The organism is Flavobacterium sp. (assembly GCF_965284515.1).
In the GTDB taxonomy this organism is placed as follows: Bacteria; Bacteroidota; Bacteroidia; order Flavobacteriales; family Flavobacteriaceae; genus Flavobacterium.
In genome coordinates this window covers 1,058,620-1,078,653 of the sequence record NZ_OZ260089.1, presented here as the reverse complement: position 1 = coordinate 1,078,653, position 20,034 = coordinate 1,058,620, and the positions used below count along the sequence as shown (strand labels likewise).

The 20,034-nt window shown below is 30.1% G+C and carries 18 protein-coding genes; 12 read left to right on the top strand and 6 right to left on the bottom strand.

Features of this window, described 5'->3' with window-relative positions:
* The first annotated feature begins 74 nt into the window (after positions 1-74).
* From polA to ACQ65T_RS04900, 10 genes are all read left to right on the top strand, one after another.
* The gene (polA, locus tag ACQ65T_RS04945; RefSeq protein WP_430399989.1) at positions 75-2,927 is read left to right on the top strand and encodes a DNA polymerase I; all 2,853 of its coding nucleotides are present in this window, start codon (positions 75-77) and stop codon (positions 2,925-2,927) included.
* Positions 2,928-3,029: 102 nt separating this feature from the next.
* Complete coding sequence (locus ACQ65T_RS04940; protein ID WP_430399988.1) at positions 3,030-3,569, top strand: hypothetical protein; 540 nt, start codon at positions 3,030-3,032, stop codon at positions 3,567-3,569.
* 443 nt (positions 3,570-4,012) lie between these two features.
* Positions 4,013-5,320: a serine hydrolase domain-containing protein gene (locus ACQ65T_RS04935; RefSeq protein WP_430399987.1), complete on the top strand. Its 1,308-nt coding sequence runs from the start codon at positions 4,013-4,015 to the stop codon at positions 5,318-5,320.
* A gap of 121 nt (positions 5,321-5,441) precedes the next feature.
* On the top strand, positions 5,442-5,897 hold the full coding sequence (rplM, locus tag ACQ65T_RS04930) for a 50S ribosomal protein L13 (protein WP_430399986.1): 456 nt from the start codon (positions 5,442-5,444) through the stop codon (positions 5,895-5,897).
* The gene (gene rpsI / locus ACQ65T_RS04925; protein ID WP_264560274.1) at positions 5,897-6,283 is read left to right on the top strand and encodes a 30S ribosomal protein S9; all 387 of its coding nucleotides are present in this window, start codon (positions 5,897-5,899) and stop codon (positions 6,281-6,283) included. Before rplM ends, rpsI begins: the two co-directional genes overlap by 1 nt.
* A 179-nt stretch (positions 6,284-6,462) precedes the next feature.
* Entirely contained in the window at positions 6,463-7,227 is a 765-nt protein-coding gene (gene rpsB, locus ACQ65T_RS04920) for a 30S ribosomal protein S2 (RefSeq protein ID WP_430399985.1), read from the top strand.
* Between the two features lie 111 nt (positions 7,228-7,338).
* Positions 7,339-8,160 carry a translation elongation factor Ts gene (gene tsf / locus ACQ65T_RS04915; RefSeq protein ID WP_430399984.1) on the top strand — a complete coding sequence of 274 codons (822 nt, stop codon included), beginning with the start codon at positions 7,339-7,341 and terminating at the stop codon, positions 8,158-8,160.
* Between the two features lie 408 nt (positions 8,161-8,568).
* A complete protein-coding gene (locus ACQ65T_RS04910; protein ID WP_430399983.1) occupies positions 8,569-12,255 on the top strand; it encodes a TraB/GumN family protein in 3,687 nt (1,228 codons plus the stop codon).
* On the top strand, positions 12,242-12,823 hold the full coding sequence (locus ACQ65T_RS04905; RefSeq protein ID WP_430399982.1) for a DNA-3-methyladenine glycosylase I: 582 nt from the start codon (positions 12,242-12,244) through the stop codon (positions 12,821-12,823). The genes ACQ65T_RS04910 and ACQ65T_RS04905 overlap by 14 nt, the downstream gene beginning before the upstream one ends.
* Position 12,824: 1 nt before the next feature.
* Positions 12,825-13,037: a VF530 family DNA-binding protein gene (locus ACQ65T_RS04900; protein WP_430399981.1), complete on the top strand. Its 213-nt coding sequence runs from the start codon at positions 12,825-12,827 to the stop codon at positions 13,035-13,037.
* A 5-nt stretch (positions 13,038-13,042) separates the two neighbouring features.
* Here ACQ65T_RS04900 and aat read toward each other — a convergent pair whose 3' ends face one another.
* The 3 genes from aat to ACQ65T_RS04885 all read right to left on the bottom strand — a co-directional run bounded on the left by aat (position 13,043) and on the right by ACQ65T_RS04885 (position 15,040).
* Entirely contained in the window at positions 13,043-13,678 is a 636-nt protein-coding gene (gene aat / locus ACQ65T_RS04895; protein ID WP_430399980.1) for a leucyl/phenylalanyl-tRNA--protein transferase, read from the bottom strand.
* 99 nt (positions 13,679-13,777) lie between these two features.
* On the bottom strand, positions 13,778-14,152 hold the full coding sequence (locus ACQ65T_RS04890) for a DUF3127 domain-containing protein (protein ID WP_430399979.1): 375 nt from the start codon (positions 14,150-14,152) through the stop codon (positions 13,778-13,780).
* A 12-nt stretch (positions 14,153-14,164) separates the two neighbouring features.
* Positions 14,165-15,040: a flavin reductase family protein gene (locus ACQ65T_RS04885; protein WP_430399978.1), complete on the bottom strand. Its 876-nt coding sequence runs from the start codon at positions 15,038-15,040 to the stop codon at positions 14,165-14,167.
* Positions 15,041-15,131: 91 nt separating this feature from the next.
* On the opposite strand from ACQ65T_RS04885, the gene ACQ65T_RS04880 reads away from it, so the two are divergent.
* The gene (locus ACQ65T_RS04880; protein ID WP_430399977.1) at positions 15,132-16,280 is read left to right on the top strand and encodes a sensor histidine kinase; all 1,149 of its coding nucleotides are present in this window, start codon (positions 15,132-15,134) and stop codon (positions 16,278-16,280) included.
* Positions 16,281-16,310: 30 nt separating this feature from the next.
* Here the strand turns inward: ACQ65T_RS04880 and ACQ65T_RS04875 are convergent, their stop codons facing one another.
* Both ACQ65T_RS04875 and greA read right to left on the bottom strand, forming a co-directional pair.
* Positions 16,311-16,700 (bottom strand): HIT family protein, encoded by a 390-nt coding sequence (locus tag ACQ65T_RS04875; protein ID WP_430399976.1) that lies wholly within the window; start codon positions 16,698-16,700, stop codon positions 16,311-16,313.
* Between the two features lie 3 nt (positions 16,701-16,703).
* Positions 16,704-17,180, bottom strand: a complete 477-nt coding sequence (gene greA, locus ACQ65T_RS04870) for a transcription elongation factor GreA (protein WP_430399975.1) — start codon at positions 17,178-17,180, stop codon at positions 16,704-16,706.
* A 130-nt stretch (positions 17,181-17,310) separates the two neighbouring features.
* Between greA and ACQ65T_RS04865 the strand changes: the two genes are divergently transcribed.
* Positions 17,311-17,736: a hypothetical protein gene (locus tag ACQ65T_RS04865; protein ID WP_430399974.1), complete on the top strand. Its 426-nt coding sequence runs from the start codon at positions 17,311-17,313 to the stop codon at positions 17,734-17,736.
* Positions 17,737-17,791: 55 nt separating this feature from the next.
* Here ACQ65T_RS04865 and ACQ65T_RS04860 read toward each other — a convergent pair whose 3' ends face one another.
* The gene (locus ACQ65T_RS04860; RefSeq protein WP_430399973.1) at positions 17,792-19,966 is read right to left on the bottom strand and encodes a TonB-dependent receptor; all 2,175 of its coding nucleotides are present in this window, start codon (positions 19,964-19,966) and stop codon (positions 17,792-17,794) included.
* Positions 19,967-20,034: the final 68 nt, after the last annotated feature.

Below are 20,034 nucleotides of genomic sequence, written 5' to 3'. Positions count from 1 at the left end.
TATATTAATTCAATTTTAACAAAGTATTTTTAAACAAGAATTGTATTTTTACGTTTTAAATAAAATTAAGATTCATGTCACAAAAACGATTATTCCTTCTCGATGCTTATGCTTTAATTTTTAGAGGTTATTATGCTTTCATCAAAAACCCAAGAATTAATTCTAAAGGAATGGACACATCTGCCATTATGGGCTTCATGAATTCGTTAATGGACGTAATTAAACGTGAAAAACCAGATCATTTAGCGGTTGCATTTGACAAAGGCGGAAGTGATATTAGGAATGAAATGTTTCCAGAATATAAAGCCAACAGAGATGCTACTCCAGAAGCTATAAAAATTGCAGTGCCATACATTCAAGAACTATTAAGAGCCATGCATATTCCAATTATAGAAGTTGCCGGCTACGAAGCAGATGACTTAATAGGAACAATTGCTAAACAAGCGGAAAAAGAAAACTATCAGGTTTTCATGGTAACACCAGATAAGGATTTTGCCCAATTGGTTTCCGAAAACATTTTCATGTATAAACCTGCTCGTATGGGTAACGGAATTGAAATTTGGGGCGTACCTGAAGTTTTAGAAAAGTTTGAAATATCAAATCCTTTACAAGTAATTGATTTCCTAGGAATGATGGGCGATTCTGCCGATAACATTCCTGGACTACCTGGCGTTGGAGAAAAAACAGCCAAGAAATTTTTAGCACAATATGGCTCCATGGAAAACCTTTTAGCAAACACACACGAACTGAAAGGAAAAATGAAAGAAAACATTGAAGCCAACAAAGAGAAAGGTATTTTATCAAAAACACTTGCTACTATATTATTGGATTGTCCTGTACAGTTTGACGAAAAAGACTATGAGCTTTCTAAACCTGATGTCGAAAAAACAGAAGCACTTTTTCATGAATTAGAATTCAGAAGAATGCAAGAGCAGTTTGACAAATTATTCAGAGATGGCAACGATTATGATGAAATAAACACAAACGGAAATAGTTCAGCTGAAGAAACTCCAAAACCTGCAAAAAAAGCAGCCCCTAAAAAGGAAGAACAATTTGACTTATTTGGCTTCGCAGATGAAGACACTTCAAATACTTCTGAAAGTTCTTATTATTCAACTTTAGAAAATACCGAGCATTTTTATCAAATTGTTCAAGGAGATTTAGCATTAAAACTATTGCTTCAAAATCTAGAAAAACAATCTACTGTTTGTTTTGATACCGAAACTACAGGATTAGATGCATTAACAGCAGAATTAGTTGGAATTGCTTTTTCATATGAAAAAGGAAAAGGGTTTTATGTTCCGTTTCCCGAAAATCAAGCTGACGCAAAAATTTTACTTCAAAAATTAGTTCCGTTTTTTGAAAACGAAAACATTGAAAAAATTGGTCAAAACTTAAAATACGATTTAAAAATATTAGCAAACTATGGCGTTTCTGTAAAAGGAAAATTATTCGACACCATGATTGCGCATTATTTAATTAATCCAGACATGCGTCATAATATGGACATTTTAAGTGAAACGTATTTGAAATATAGTCCAAAAAGCATTGAGGAATTAATTGGAAAAAAAGGAAAAAACCAAAAATCAATGAAAGATGTTCCTTTGGAAGAAGTGAAAGAATATGCTGTTGAAGATGCAGATATTACTTTTCAACTGAAAGAACACTTCCAACCTATTTTAGAAAAAGTAGGAACTAAAAAACTGTTTGACGAAATAGAAATTCCTTTAGTTGAAGTTCTAGCTGCAATGGAACGCGAAGGCATTCGTTTAGATGTTGATTTTTTAAATGACATGTCAAAAGAAATGCAAGTTGAAATTGACGCTTTTCAAGCTAAAATATTTGAAATTGCTGGCGAAACATTCAATTTAGCTTCACCAAAACAATTAGGAGACATTTTATTTGACAAACTAAAAATTGGCGGACCAAAACAAAAGAAAACCAAAACGGGTCAATACGCAACGGGTGAAGAAATTTTAAGCTATTTGGCTAAAGACAATGAAATTGTTCGTTATATCTTAGAATGGCGCCAATTGGTAAAACTACAAAACACGTATGTAGATGCATTGCCAAACCAAGTGAATGAAAAAACAGGAAGAGTTCATACGGATTATATGCAAACGGTTGCTGCAACAGGACGTTTGAGTTCAAACAACCCCAACTTACAAAACATTCCAATTCGTACCGAAAGAGGAAGACAAATTCGTAAAGCTTTTATCGCTCGAAATGAAAATTACACATTATTAGCTGCCGATTATTCCCAAATTGAATTACGTATTATTGCCGCTTTATCGGGAGAAGAAAACATGATTAAAGCCTTCCAAAATGGGGAAGATATTCACCGTTCTACTGCTTCAAAAGTATTTAATGTGCCGTTAGAAGAAGTTACTAAAGAACAACGTAGTAATGCCAAAACGGTAAACTTCGGAATCATTTATGGTGTTTCAGCATTTGGATTAAGTAATCAAACCGATTTATCTCGTAGTGAAAGTGCAGAATTGATTGAAGCGTATTACAAAACCTATCCAAAACTAAGACAATACATTCAAAATCAAATAGATTTTGCCAGAGAAGAAGGTTATGTACAAACTGTTTTAGGAAGACGTCGTTATTTAAAAGACATCAATTCAGCTAACGCAATGGTTCGTGGCGGAGCCGAACGAAATGCTGTGAATGCACCAATTCAAGGAAGTGCTGCAGACATCATCAAAATTGCAATGATTAACATTCATAAACGCTTAGAAAAAGAAAATTGGCAATCCAAAATGCTACTTCAGGTTCATGATGAACTTGTTTTTGATGTACATAATAGCGAATTAGAAAAAATTCAACCCATGATTAAAGAAGAAATGGAAAACGCATTCAAATTAGATGTTCCGTTAATTGTTGATTTAGGATTAGGAAAAGATTGGTTAGAAGCACATTAATTTTAGTAATCATTTTCAGTAATTGGTAAACATTAAAAAATGTCATTTCGACGAAGGAGAAATCTATAATTTAAAAATTTAATCTGATATATAATATTTGAAATGAAAATTTTAAAGAAGATAACATTCGTTTTAGCAATTTTAGTTTCTGTAATAATTATTTTAATTTATGATAGAATAGACAGAAACCAAGTTTACTCAATTGCTACAACCAATGAAGAATTAAAAACATTTTTTTGGCATAAAACATCTGAAGAGCAAGAAAAAGCATATGAATCAAATTTTGGAAATGAAAAATATGAATTCCCAAGAGATAAAGTTGCAAAAATTAAATTGTATAAAAACGTTTTTTTAATTAGTCGTATAACTTCTAAAAAAATTTCTGAATCTAATGAAATCAAATTAACAAATTTCTTCAACAATCCTGAAAATTTTAGTTGGGGAGAAACTACATGGAATGTAGAAGAAGCCAAATATATCTTAAGATTTTTTGATGAAAACGAAAATGAGATTGGTAAAATTTGGATTTGTATAGATGGTTGCTATATGTCAAAATCAATTCCTTTTTCACCAAATATGAAATATGGTGGTTTAAGTAAAATTGGAAGAGAAAAAATTAAAGATTTACTAAATGATTACTGAAAAGAAAAACAATACAGTGGGCAATAAAATAAAACATTTGTTTGAAAGAAAAATGTATTTAATTAGTTTAATATTCTTTATATTTATAATTAAATTTCCACCTTACGTAAGTACTACATACGGAATTAATAAAACTATTGGTTGGGCTTATGACGTAAGTGGGTTAAGTAACTATATATTATATTTTCTAATTTGTTTTTTTATTGGATTTAGTCTTTTGGCGTTGCTTAAAGCAAAAACAAATTTTTATTTATCTATAATATACTCTATTTTAATTACATTTTGCACCCTATTCCAAGATAAAATTGAAAACATCTTAATAATAGACAAAGTTCTATTATCTTGTTTATTCGTTTTCATAATTGTATTTCTTCATTCAATATTTGCTAGAATAAAACAATACGTAACAAATAAAAAAAACAACTACTAATAAATAAAAAATCATGAAAAAAATACTTTTATTATTTGTTTTAGCATTTTCAACTGCATTAGTTGCTCAGAATCGTTATCATAAAATTGATAGTTTATTGAATTATCTAAATAATAACGATAAGTTCATGGGATCACTTTCTATTCGTGAAGGAGATAAAGTAGTTTTTTCAAAAGCATATGGATTTGCAGATGCTGATCAAAAAGTAAAAGCAGACAATGAAACAAAATACAAAGTAGGCTCGATTTCAAAAATTTTCACAGCTGTAATTACAATGCAATTAATTGAAGAAAAAAAGTTGCGTTTAGAAACAAAGCTTTCTAAATATTTTCCGAAAATTGAAAACGCAGATAAAATTTCAATTGAAGATTTACTTCATCATAGATCAGGAATACTCGATTACATCAACCAAGATTCACTTACACAAGAAGAATTAAATGCTCCTGATTTAAAACAGGCAATTTTAAATAAAATTATAAATTACAAGTCATTAGCTGAGCCAAATACAAAATTTGAATATAGTAATTCTAATTATTTTTTATTAGGTAGTATTATTGAAACCATAACTAAGAAATCTTTTGCAGAAAATGTAGAAACAAGAATCGTTAATAAAATTGGATTAAAAAATACATATTACCCAAGCGAACAAGTCAACATTTCTAATAAAGAAAGTTATTCTTACTTGTTTGACGGGTCAAAATGGGAAAAAACCGAAGAATGGAGAAACGATATTGCTTTTGCAGCTGGCGCAGTAATTTCTACTCCTAATGATTTAACTGCTTTTTTATATGAACTATTTGAAGGAAAACTAGTTAAGAAAAGTTCTTTGGAAGGTATGAAGGAATTAAAAGACAGTTATGGTAAAGCGTTAATCCAAATGCCTTTTGGTGAGAGAAAATTTTACGGTCACACGGGCGGAATAGAAAGTTTTCGCTCTGTGGTAGGTTATTACCCTACAGAAAAAGTTGGAATTTCATTAGTCGTAAATGGAGATAACTTCAACAGAAACGATATTATGATTGGAATATTAAGTATCTATTATAAAATGCCTTTCCCATTTCCTAGCTTTGAAAAAATAAATCCTGAGACTATAAAAGAAATATCAGGAATCTATTCCTCTAAAGATATACCGTTAAAAATTACAGTTTTTGAAAAAGATGGAGAATTATTAGCACAAGCAACAGGGCAAAGTTCATTTCCGTTATCACAAAAAGACGAAAAAACATTTGTTTTTCAAGCTGCTAGAATTGAAATTGAATTTGGAGAAAATTCATTTATTCTAAAACAGGGCGGACAAAAGTTCAATTTTGTAAAAGAATAGAAGATTTTTATAAAACAATTGATGTATAAATTATTGTAATTGGTGTTTGTATATCTAATAATTAATTGTACTTTTGCACTCCCTTAATTGGGAATGGAATGTTTAATTTAAATAAATAATTGTGAACACATTAAGCTACAAGACTGTGTCGGCAAACAAAGCAACCGTTCAAAAAGAATGGATTGTTGTTGACGCTGAAGGTCATAACTTAGGTCGTTTTGCTTCAAAAGTAGCAATGCTATTAAGAGGTAAGTACAAGCCAAGTTTTACACCACACGTGGACTGTGGAGATAACGTAATCGTTATCAATGCAGAAAAAATCAACCTTACAGGTAACAAACTAGAGGAGAAAACTTATATTCGCCACACAGGTTACCCAGGAGGACAAAGAAGTTTAACTGCTAAAGTTATGCAAGATAAAAATCCTGCGTTATTAGTAGAAAAAGCTGTAAAAGGAATGTTACCTAAAAACAAAATAGGTGCTGAATTATTCCGTAATTTAAATGTATTTGTAGGTTCAGAGCACACACATGGAGCTCAAAAGCCTAAAACTGTTAATCTAAACGATCTTAAGTAATGGGAACTATTCACAAAATCGGTAGAAGAAAAACCGCAGTTGCTCGTGTATATGTTTCTGAAGGAACAGGAAAAATCACAGTAAACAAAAAAGAATTTACAACTTATTTCCCAACAGCTACTTTACAATACAAAGTAATGCAACCGTTAGCAATGACAGAAAATGCAGAAAACTTTGATGTAAAAGTAAATGTATACGGAGGTGGTTCAACAGGACAAGCAGAAGCTGTAAGAATGGCATTAGCACGCGTTATGTGTGAAGTAGATGCTGAAAACAGATCTGTATTAAAACCAGAAGGATTATTAACAAGAGATCCAAGAATGGTTGAACGTAAGAAATTTGGACAAAAGAAAGCAAGAAAGAAATTCCAATTCTCGAAACGTTAATATTTCGAATTGGTTTGAAAGGCTTTTCAAACAGATTTTTACAAACAAAATTGAATTTAAAAAACAGTTGTCGATATTCCTTCAATTAAAAAGGGAATTAGTTTAGCATCTAAATTTTCAAGACTAACGCAAGTAACTACTTGAAAATTGCTAATCAACGGAACGTAAACTATTACAAAATGGCAAACAACATAGAAGTTAAAGACTTATTAGAGGCTGGTGTACATTTCGGACACATGACTCGTAAATGGGACCCAAACATGGCTCCTTACATTTATATGGAGCGTAATGGTATCCATATTATAAACTTATACAAAACTGCAGCTAAAATTGAAGAAGCTAATGAAGCTTTGAAAAAAATTGCTGCTTCTGGTAGAAAAGTACTTTTCGTAGCTACCAAAAAACAAGCTAAAGATATCGTAGCTGAGAAAGCTGCTGCTTGTAACATGCCTTACATCACTGAAAGATGGCCAGGTGGAATGTTAACTAACTTTGTTACTATTAGAAAAGCTGTTAAAAAAATGGCTTCTATTGATAGAATGAAAAAAGATGGTACATTCTTAACTTTATCTAAAAAAGAACGTTTACAAGTAGATCGTTTACGTGCGAAATTAGAAAAAAACTTAGGTTCTATTTCTGACATGTCAAGACTTCCTGCTGCATTATTTGTAGTAGATGTTAAAGCTGAACATATCGCGATTAAAGAAGCTCAAAAATTAAACATTCCAGTTTTTGCAATGGTTGATACAAACTCGGATCCACGTCCAATTGACTTTGTTATCCCATCAAATGATGATGCTTCTAAATCAATCGATAAGATTCTTTCTCATGTAAGTACTGCGATCATCGAAGGTCTTTCTGAAAGAAAAGCTGAAAAAGATGAGCAAGATGCTCCTAAAGAAGAAGCTGCTCCTAAAAAAGAAGCTGCTGAAACAAAAGAATAAATAAATCTTTATAAATTCCAGAAGCAAATTCCAAGATCAATTTTAGATATACTTTAAAATAATATGGAATTTGCTTTTTGGAATTTTTACTTTAAATAAAAAATATAAGTTATGGCAAATATTACTGCTGCAGACGTAAATAAATTAAGAACAGCTACAGGTGCTGGAATGATGGATTGCAAAAAAGCATTGGTTGAAGCTGATGGTGATTTTGAATTAGCAATTGAAAACCTACGTAAAAAAGGTCAAAAAGTTGCTGCTAACCGTTCAGATAGAGAATCTACTGAAGGTGCTGCAATCGCTGTTTTAAATGCTGACAATACAACAGGTGTAGCTATTACATTAAATTGTGAAACTGACTTCGTTGGAAAAAATGACTCTTTTGTAAAATTAGCTACAGAATTAGCTAATCAAGCATTAAAATTTTCAACTAAAGAAGAATTATTAGCTTCTGATTTCAATGGAATTACTGTTTCAGAGAAATTAATCGAGCAAACTGGTGTTATTGGTGAAAAAATTGAAATTGGTGCTTTTGAACGCTTAGAAGGTGCTTTTGTTGGAGCTTATATTCATGCTGGTAAAATAGCAACTTTAGTTGCTTTATCTGCAAATGTAAACGGTGCTGACGAAGCTGCTAAGAATGTTGCAATGCAAGCTGCCGCAATGAATCCTATCGCATTAAACGAAGAAGGTGTTGATGCTGCAATCATTGAAAAAGAAATAGAAATTGCAAAAGAGCAATTAAGAGCTGAAGGAAAACCAGAAGCAATGTTAGACAACATTTCTAAAGGAAAAATCCAACGTTTCTACAAAGACAATACATTAGTAAACCAAGACTATATTAAAGACGGTTCTATGAGTGTTGCTAACTATGTAAAATCTGTTGAGGCAGGTTTAACAGTTACAGGATTTAAAAGAGTTGCTTTAGGTTAATTTTATTATACTGAACCAAAAACAAACCCTTAATTCTTTTACTAGAATTAAGGGTTTTCTAATTTAAAACACTATAAAAGATGAAAACGAAACATTATATAATAATTCTTTGTATAACAGTTCTATTAACAATTTATTGTCAATACAAAACTATAATGTTAAGGTTAGCTGAAGAAGACAACAGCATTTATTATACTCTAAGAAATATATTCTTTGCATTCTACTTATTAAGCTTTATAGCTTCAATTATCTCTTATTTTTACTATAAAAAAAATAAAAACATCTTGAAAAGAAAGAAAGATTCAAAAATATTAAAGCCTTAATTCTAACAAAGAATTAAGGCTTATTTTTTTAAAACAGTGAAAACAAATTGTATATTTGATAATAACAATTCTAAATATACATCGCTTGAAAAATTACATATTCTTTTTTAGCTTATTATTCATTTCATCTTTTGCACAAGAAAAAAAATACCAAAGTCTTTTGTGGGAAGTAAGTGGAAATGGTCTTGAAAAAAAATCCTACATATATGGAACAATGCACGTAAGTGACAAAGTCTCATATCACTTATCTGATGCATTTTACACACACTTACTTAATGCTGATATTATAGCAAATGAAAGTGAACCAAGAACATGGACAGAATTGTTTGACATGTTTAGTTTTTACAGTAAGTATGCAAATAACAATGCCTTTTATACAAATTTTTACCTTACTCCTATAGAGAAAGATGAATTGTATACGCTATTTAAGAGCACCAACTATAATTTAATTGGTCTATTGTCTAGAACAAATGAAACAAACAAAGAATATCAAGAAGACACATATTTGGATATGTTTATCTATAGAACAGGAAGAAAGTACAACAAAAAAACGATTGGTTTAGAAGATGTTAAAACGTCTACTATAAACATAATGAAGGCCGAGGCTGAAATAGACAATTCTGAGGTTGAAAAAAACTATCAAACCATACTAAAAATATTAAAAAACAAACCTTATAACGAAGCATTAGTAGACTTTTACAGAGAAAAAGACTTAGACATGATTGATTCGCTGACAGTTTTAGCTACACCAAAAAGTTATCTAAAAGCGTTGTTGTTTGACAGAAATATTGACATGGTTAACAACATGGAAATCAGCATGAAAGAAGGAAGTTTATTTAGTGCAATTGGAGCAGCTCATTTACCTGGAAAAAAAGGCGTAATAGAGATGCTACGAAGAAGAGGCTATAAAGTAACTCCTATTTATGATAATTATACGGAAAAAGGAAAATCATTAAAAAAGAAAATAGAAGACTATTTTATTAAGCCTGAGATTAAATTAAAAACTACTGCAGATGGAATGGTAACATTTCCGGTATTTGATGTTGTTCTAGAAACAGGAGAAAATATTGAATCGCCAGATCTTGCAAATGGTGGTTATATAAATTTAAAAAGAACTTATTTAAATGATTTTCTAGATAAAAAAAACAAACCCTTTAACCCTAAAACATTAGATAGTTTATTTTACGAAAACATTCCAGGTGAAATTATCTCAAAAAAAACATATAGTGAAAAAAACTATTTAGTCTACGACATTAAAAACAAGACAAAAACAGGCAAGGCACAGCATTATAGGTATTATATCACACCCATAGAAATAATATCAATAATGATGGGGGGTGAAGGTGAATATGTTAGAAATTTTGAAGATGAAATATTTTCACAAATCACTCTTAAAGAGAACACTGATTCATGGGAATTAATCAATCCTTTAAAAGGCAGTTATCAAGTTCAAATTCCATCATATTATAGCTTTACAGGTAATAAACCCGATTTAAAAGGCAATGATGACATGAAAATTATCGCATTCGATAAAAAAGAAAATGCTAACTATATTTTAATAGAAAAAACGCTTCAAGACAATTACAATTTGGAAGATTCAAAATTTGAACTGAAAAGAATTCAATTTGAATTTTATAATCAGCATAATCTAGATTCTACAGAGACGCACTTCAATAACGATAATTTCTTTTTTACTTCAAAATCTAAAATTGGAAATAAAGAAATAGAATTAAAAACGTTGATGAAAGGGAATAAATATTATTTATTAGGTACAATTAACGCAAGTAAAGATAATACCAACAAATTTTTCAATTCATTTGCCTTTAAACCTTTATTAAACAACGAAGAGTATAAAACATTTACCGATACAGTCGCACAATTTCAAATTGAAATTCCAAAAAAACAAAATGAACATTTAGACTTTATTACCGATAAAAAAAATAACAACTCTACTAAAAAGAAAAATCATTTTACATCAAACTATAAGAACTATGAATTTCTATCTTCTACTGGCAACTTAATTGAGTTAAGTTACAATCAATATCATAAATACGAAAGCGAAATTAGTATCGATTCTATTTGGGCAAATTACAGAAAAATAATAACCCGCAGTTTTTCTAAAGATAATGATGATGTAGGGCATTTGTCTGCCACAGAAGCAATCGAAAATCATGACTTATCACAGTCGAGTTTTGCGAGCAATAGATGGGATGATATTGTTTTTAGAAACAAAAGAAACGAACCTAGACTAACTATTATTTCTGAGAACATTGAAACCGACTCAGAAAAAAACATTAGTACTTATAATGCATTAGTATCAAAAGAAAATTCTAAACAAGCAATTAAATATAAAGCAGTATTTAGAGACGGTACTTTTTATGTTTTAAAAACATTAGTTGATAAAAATTACAAAAACGACAATACATTTGTTGAAAAAACATTTAATTCATTTAAACTTTTAGATACGATTTATAAAAATAGTGTTTTCGAAAACAAGCTTGAAATTTTTATGAATGACGCCATGAGCAAACATGATAGCATTCGATTTTCTGCATTAAAATCAATTCATTATTTATCAATAAAAGAAGAAGATTTACAAAAATTTCAATACTTTCTTTCAAATTTTAAATTTAACAATGATGAAACTGAAATCCTGGGGGATTTATATGAGAAATTAGGAAGAGTAAAGTCGCCAAGAGTAATTCCCTTTCTAGAAAGTGTTTATAAAAAACCGAACGTAAATACTGTTTTACAATTGTCAGTATTAAGAGCATTAACATTTCAAAAAAGCAAAGAAGCATATACTAAAATATTATCACTTTTAGAATATGACTTGCCAATTTCTGATAGTAGTTATGAAATTAAAGGAATATTTAATTATTTCGAAAGTGATTTAGAAAACAGTCAGGTTTTATTTCCAGATATATTTCAATTTTACAGCATCCAAGAATACCACAACCCCATTATAGAATTAACTAACTTACTTATTAATAACGAATTGGTTAACCCAAAAAAATTAAAAACTTTTAAAAAAATGCTTTTAACTAATGGAAAATTAGAAGTTAAAAGACTAAATAGTTGGAAAAATAAACAACTTATTAAAGATGAAAACACATTTGATGATTATGCACCTGTATCAGACTTAGAAGGATATTTGAATATTTTATACTCATTTAGAAATGAAAAAACGATTGCAGATTTATTCACTAAAGCACAGCGTTTAGAAATTGATGAAATTGATTTAGCGATTGCCAAACTGCAATTAAGAAATGATAAGCGAGTTGAAAATTCATTAGCAAATAAAATACTTTCAAATCCGAAAATTAAATTTAGAGGTATCCAAATGCTTTACCATACCAAACAAAAAGAATTAATAAATATTTTTGGAAGTGAAGATGTTGCTAAGTCTGCTATAACGTATTTTGAAAGTGTAGATCCTAAAAAAGATTCATTATCAATCTATACGACAAAAAAAATGAGGTTTAATAATACTGATATTAAGTATTTCTTTTTCAAAAAGACTTCCATAGACGAAGATTCATATAATTATGGAAAAGAAAAAATTACCGGAATTGCTTTTGTTACAAATAATGATAATCTAATTACGAATGCTTTTGAAGTTTTAGGTGAGGAGAGTTATTTAGAAGAAGATAAAATTGAAGCAATTATTAAAAAGAAAATAGATGAATCTTTAAATCAAAACCACATTAGAGTAACTCATGGGAAACTTGGAGATGGTGTGGAATATGTAGAAGAATATGAAGAGTATTAATATAGACAGTCAAAAAAGATGCAATTGGTGCGAAAAAGATGATTTGTATAGAAACTATCATGACAATGAATGGGGAAGGCCCGTATATGATGACGCTACTTTATTTGAATTTTTAATTCTTGAAACGTTTCAAGCAGGTCTAAGTTGGCATACTATTCTTAAAAAAAGAGAGAATTTCAGAAAAGCTTTTGATAAATTTGATGTAAAAAAAGTAGCTGCTTATAACGATAAAAAACTTCAAATTTTAATTGAAGACAAAGGAATTATTAGAAATCAGTTGAAAATAAAATCTGCAGTAAGCAATGCGCAAGCGTTTATAAAAATTCAAGAAGAATTTGGGAGTTTTTCAAAATATATTTGGGCTTTTGTTGATGGAAAACCAATAGATAATAAACCTCAAACTTTAAAAGACGTACGTGCAACTACTCCACTTTCAGATGCGTTGAGTAAAGATTTAAAAAAACGCGGTTTCAAGTTTGTTGGCTCAACAGTAGTTTATGCGCACATGCAAGCCACAGGAATGGTAAACGACCATGTAACAGATTGCTTTACCCGAAAAAACAATTAAAATGAGTAACGACCCATTACACGGAAAATCTTTAAAAACTATTCTAGAACAGCTTGTAGACTTTTACGGTTTTGACACTTTAGGAGAGTTAATAAACATAAAATGTTTTAAAGAAAATCCGTCTGTAAAATCGAGTTTAACGTTTTTACGAAAAACCGATTGGGCGAGAAAAAAAGTAGAAGAATTGTATATTAGAAGTTTGAAGAAGTTTTAAATTATTTAAAACTTCAAAATTGCCATAAACTCTTCTCGGTCAATTTCTACACAACCTAAACTTTCTAAATGGTTATTGTGTACTTGGCAATCTATTAATTTATAATCTGCCTTTTCTAATTTTTGAGCTAAAGTTATAAACGCAACTTTACTGGCGTTAGAGACTTTAGAAAACATACTTTCACCACAAAAAACATCACCTAAATCAATTCCGTATAAACCGCCAACAAGTTCATTGTTTTTCCATACCTCAACAGACTTCGCAAAACCCAATTCATGTAATTTGCAATACGCATTAATCATATCATTAGTAATCCAAGTTCCGTTTTGACCAACTCTTTTTGCTTGTTGACAATTGGTAATTACCGCTTTAAAGTCTTTATTAAAAGTAATATTAAATTCATTTTTCTTTAAAATACTACGCATGCTTTTTGAAATTTTCAAATCATCGAAAAACAATACCATGCGTTCTTCTGGAGACCACCATAAAATAGGCTCATCATCTTCAAACCAAGGGAAAATTCCGCTTTTATAAGCTAACATTAATCTATCGGTAGACAAATCGCCACCAACAGCTAAAATACCTTCAGGTGAAGCTTCGTCTACAGGCGGAAAATAAAGTTCTTTAGTTAGGAAATACATTTTTCAATTTCAATGACAATTTAAAAAAATCAACTACAAAAAAAGTCAGAAATTTAATAAACATCAAATTTCTGACTTCTAAATTAAAACTTCTAAATATTAGAAAGGTAAATCGTCGTGCTCTTCTTCGTTAAAATTAGTTGCTGGCTCAAATGCATCAGCAGCTGGCATAGGGGGAACATTTCCAGCAGGAGCTTGTGCTGCTAATTTTTCAATTCTCCATCCTTGAATAGAGTTAAAATATTTAGCTTCACCTTGTGGGTTAATCCACTCTCTACCTCTTAAATTAATTGAAACCTTAACTGGTTCTCCAACATTATAATTGTTCAATAAATCACATTTATCTTGAGTAAACTCAATCATTATCATTTGAGGATATTGCTCATCAGTTGTTACAACTAATTCTCTTTTTTTAAATGACGCACTAATTTGTTGTACATCACTAATCAATTTAATTTTTCCTGATACTTCCATCTTACTATTTATTTATTGTTTTGCTAAAAGCACTTTCCAAGCGGTTAGCACTTCGTTATTATCTAAATATTCTTTTGCTTTTTTCAATTGCTTTTGAGCATCTTCTGAGCTTAAAATTCCTTTTATTTCAAAATTTTCTTTTACAAATATAGTAATTTCTTCTTCCGTAGGAATAGCTTCTATATTTCCTAACTTTCCTAAATCATTTCCATTAAAGATTGAACTTTCCTTTACAAATTGAGGAACATTATCAACTCCAATACCTAATGTTGATAATGGCTTTTCTACTTCAAACATTCCTACATTTGAACGTGAATACCAGTTGGCACCCATTCTTGCAACCAAATCAATTTTATGTTGATCAATCATACCATTAGCGTCTAAAACAGCTTCATTTATATGAATTTTAACTACTTCACAAATAACTAAATTCCCCGCTCCACCTTGATCACCTAGAGCAATAACGTCATTTACTTTACATTCAAACTGAACCGGACTCTCTGCTACTCTAAAAGGTTTCACAACTTCTGAAGCGACCATTGTTAGTCCCGATTTTTCAAATTCATTTACTCCATCTGGATATTCTGTACTTGACAATGACATTTGCTGTACAATATCATAATTAACTATGTTTATTACAACTTCTTTTGTATTCTGAACATTTATTAAAGTATGTTTTACAGTATTATTTCTCACTCTTCGGGCTGGTGAAAAAATTAATATAGGTGGATTTGAGCTGAATACATTAAAAAAACTAAACGGAGATAAATTTGGCATACCATTTTCGTCAAGTGTACTTGCAAACGCAATAGGTCTTGGCGCAACAGCACTTTGTAAATAACCTTGTAATTTTGCTGGCTCTATTTCTTTTGGGTTGATTGACAACATGTTAATTTTTTTTACAAAGATACTTTTTTGAAATAATTTAGAAGTGCATAAGTTGATACAATTTTAGTATTTTTACTAACAAATTCAATTTATGCAGTTTTCCGAAAAGCGAAATATTTCTCGATGGTTCATCATATTAGCCTCATTTTTAATAGTTGTTCTTATTTTATGGAATACCTATAACTTTTTTCAGATTTTTAAAATTGAAGAGAGGGCTAAAATGGAATTATGGGCTACTGCTCAAAAAACACTAGTTAATGCTAATGAAAACACCGAAGTAGAATTACCTCTGCAGATAATTAGCGCTAACTCATCGAGCCCTATGATTCTTACCAACAGTGAAAATAAAATAATTAATTCGAATAATATTGACGAAGAAGTTCAAGCAGATAGTTTAGCTTTATTAAGTTTATTAAAAGTATTAAAAACAGAAAACGAACCTATTAAAATGGAGCTTTCTGAAAATAATTACCAGTTGCTTTATTATGGAAATTCTTCTTTATTAAATAAATTAAAATACTATCCTATTGCCCTTTTATTAATCATTATTCTGTTTGGAGCAGTTGTTTATAACTTTTATCGCGCAACAAAAATGGCAACCCAAAATAAGCTTTGGGCAGGAATGGCAAAAGAAACCGCTCATCAAATAGGCACACCATTATCTTCATTAATTGGCTGGCTCGAATTGCTTAAAATGGAAAATGTAGAGGAAAGCACTTTATCTGAAATTGGGAAAGACATTGATAGATTACAAACTATTACAGAGCGTTTTTCTAAAATTGGTTCCGAGCCTATTTTAGAGAAAAAAGATTTTGTGGAAGAAACTTTAAATTCTATAGAATACTTAAAATCTAGAACTTCCAAACAAGTAATTTTTACTATTAATGTTCCCAAAGAAACTATTTATATTGATTTAAACCCAGCATTACACAGTTGGACTATTGAAAATTTAGTTAAAAACGCTATTGATGCAATGAAAGGAAAAGGAAAACTTGATATTACTATTGAACAACAAGCACAAATAGTAAAACTAAAAATAAAAGATTCAGGAAAAGGAATTCCAAAAAATCAATTTAAAAAAGTATTTGAACCCGGATTTACCACTAAAAAAAGAGGTTGGGGATTAGGACTATCCTTAACCAAAAGAATTGTACATGAGTATCACAAAGGAAGAATAAAAGTTGCTCAATCTGAAATTGGAAAAGGCACTACTATGCAACTGACCTTTAAAATAAAATAAAAAAATCCCGATGATATCGGGATTTTGTTTTTATAAATTTAAACTAATTTGTTTTGCTGTATTCTCAAATTCTTCTTGAGTCAAACTTACTTTTCTTTGAAAGCGCATATCATCCATGTCTTGTAAAGGAATAAGATGAACATGTACATGTGGTACTTCTAGACCAATAACCGCAACACCTACTCTTTTACAGTCAATTGTTTTCTCAAGTGCTTTAGCTACTTTTCTTGAAAAAGCCATTAAACCCATATACAATTCTTCTTCCATATCAAAAATCTTATTGATTTCTTGTTTTGGAATACAAAGTGTATGTCCTTTTGTATTAGGATTTACATCTAAAAATGCTAAGAAATTTTCATCTTCAGCAATTTTATAACTAGGTATTTCACCGCTAACAATTTTAGTGAAAATACTTGCCATAATTTAGCTTCTTGTGATTTCAACAATATCAAACTTAATAACTCCATTAGGAACGCTTATTTCAGCTACATCGCCCACACTCTTTCCTAACAAGCCTTTTCCAATTGGAGAAGTGACAGAAATTTTTCCTGATTTTAAATCAGCCTCACTCTCAGCAACTAAAGTATACACCATTTCCATGCCGTTTACTTGATTCTTAATTTTTACCGTAGATAAAACTAAAACTTTAGATAAATCTAATTGAGTTTCATCAATCAATCTTGCGTTAGCTACAATTTCTTCCATCTTAGAAATTTTCATCTCTAATAATCCTTGTGCTTCTTTTGCAGCATCATACTCTGCGTTTTCTGACAAGTCTCCCTTATCTCTTGCGTCTGCAATATCTTGTGAAGCTTTAGGACGTTCAATACTTTTTAAGTGATCTAATTCGTCTCTTAATTTTTTTAATCCTTCTGCTGTATAATATGATACATTACTCATAACATCATCTTTTATATAAATAGAAAGAATCCCACACAAATGGGATTCCTTGTAACAAAGATACTAAAATAATTTAGAAATTATATTTCACATCTCAATTACTTTATCAAAATTAATTAAATTTGTAATTATGAAAAAATACTTAACACTTATTTTATTACCACTTATTTTAAGTTGTAGTCAAGAATCATTTAATAACAACAATCCATATTTGCCAAATTATGGATTTTCAACTACTCTTAATTTAAATTTACCACAATACAGTCAGTTATTATATACCGCAAATGCTGTTTATGTAAATAATACTGGCGCTGGCATAAGGGGTATCTTTGTTTTTAATACCGGAAATGATAATTATGTTGCATTTGATGCTGCTTGTCCTAATCAAGCGTTAAGCGGTTGTTCTACCATGACTATTAATGGTATTAAAGCGATTTGTTCTTGTGATGGCGCTCAATATAGTTTTTTTAGCGGCCAAGCAGAAGGACAACAATATCCCATGAAACAATATAGAGTTCAAAGAATAAGCGCAACAAGTTTAAGGATATATAATTAAAAAGCCCCGTAAAACGAATTCTACAGAGCTTCTCTTAAACTTAACTTAACCGATTTTAAAACTTTAAAGTTGCTCCTAAAAGAAAATTAATTCCTGCCTGAGGATAATAACCTGCTCCTTCTATTGTAGTTGTTCCAGGTCCGCTCCAAGTATCATCATAAGTATAAAAGTAACCATTAGACTCATATTCTTCATCTAAGATGTTATTTATTAATGCAGAAAAAACAATAGATTTTATTCCTTTGTTAATTTTCCACTCGTAATTAACGTTTAAATCTGTAATTGAATAAGCCTCTAATACTGAATTTTCAGAATCTATATTTCCCATATATTGTTCACCGACTAACTTGGTTAAAAATGAAATATTTAAACTTTCTATTGGATTATATGAAGTTATATTACCAAAAACAAAACTTGGCGAAAAAGCTATATTTGTATTTCCTAAATTAGTTAACACTCCATCGCGTTGAAAGAAAAAATCTTGGTTTTTATTTTGACTAAAGGTAAGATTTGGTTTCAATGTAATTTTTTCCATTACTTTTATGAATGCATCTAATTCTATTCCATAGCGGTAACTTTTTCCACTATTTGTAAATATTGGAGCTCCTACATTATTTAAAGCTCCAGTCATTACTAACTGATCTTTATAATCCATATAAAAAGTATTCACATTAAGTTTTACATTACTTGTATTGTACTTCCAGCCAAACTCAAAATCAATTAATCGTTCTGGCTTTGTACTTTCATTTTCATAATCATCTCTTCGCGGTTCTTTATTAGCAACTCCAGTATAAGCATATATTGAATTTGAGAGGTTGATTCTAAAATTAACACCCACTTTTGGATTAAAAAATCTGAAAGTATCATTAACATCTGTTGCTTGTACGCCATTTGCTTGATAGTATACTAAACGGTATTGCAAGTCGGTAAAAACATTAAATTTAGAGTTTATATCTTTTGAGAGTTTTGCATAAATATTTACATCATCTTTATTTCCAAAAGTATTATAGTACCTATTATTTGTTGGAACATAATATTGCGTCCAAACAACTTCCCCAAAATGTTTACCTAAATACCTATTAGCAGCACCACCTAATTGAATATTAGTTGTATTATCAATATAATTTAATGAAAAAGTAGCTCCAAAAAAGTCATTATCTAACCATCTTTTTCTAATTAAGTCGGTAACTGAATTTCCTTCAAAATCGGTTAACCCATAATCAGCAAAAGTTTCATCTTCTTTATATTGTTTATAATATCCTTTTCCAAGTGTATAATGAAGTGCTATATTTGAACTCCACTTTTCAGACCACTTTTCAGACCAATGTAGTTGAAAATGATTTTGCCAGTAGTTATCCGTTTCGTCACCATAAAACTGTTCATTACCAAATTCGTCGAAATACAATCCTGCTGAATTATAAGTTCTATCGTTTTCTAACTTATCTAAATCTTCTAAACCATACCAAGATTGATACGTTTTTTCTTTTCCTCCAAAAGCAATAAATTTAATTAATGTACTTTCTTTTACATAGTTAGCATTAAAAAAATAACCAAACATATTTGAAGAAGCTCTGTCAATATAACCCTCAGACGAAATTTGAGAAATTCTTCCGTTAAACTCTAAATTATTATGCAAGCCTGTGCCAAAAGACAAGGTATGTTTTCTCGTCCCAAAACTTCCTGCTGAGTTAGATATTTCAGCATGTGATTGTTCCTGATATGATTTCGTTTCCATATTTAAACTGGCTCCAAATGCTCCTGCTCCATTTGTTGAAGTACCCACTCCCCTTTGCAATTGAACACTTTCTAAAGAAGAAGCAAAGTCAGGCAAATTGACAAAAAAAGTTCCATGACTTTCACTATCGTTAAACGGTATTCCATTTAAAGTAACATTAATCCTTGAACCATCTGATCCTCGAACTCGCATGGAAGTATATCCAACTCCGTTTCCAGCATCTGTTGTAGTAACTACTGATGGTAAGTAATTTAAAAGAACAGGAATATCTTGACCTAAATTTCTAGGTTCAATTTGTTCTTTAGAAACATTAGTAAATGTAATTGGTGTTTTCTCTGTAGCCCTAACTGAAGAAACGGTTACCTCCTTTAGGTTATTAACCTTTAAAGAATCTAGAGTTTGCTCTTGCGAAAAGGAAAAAAAGGAAATAAAAAAAGTAAAAAGACTTAGTCTTAAAACTAGTTTAGATTGTTTGATGTTGAATAAAGTTTTCATTCGTAAAATTAGTTACGAATAAAAGGGGTAATTATTCTTCTTTTATATAATTAAATTGTGTTAATAGA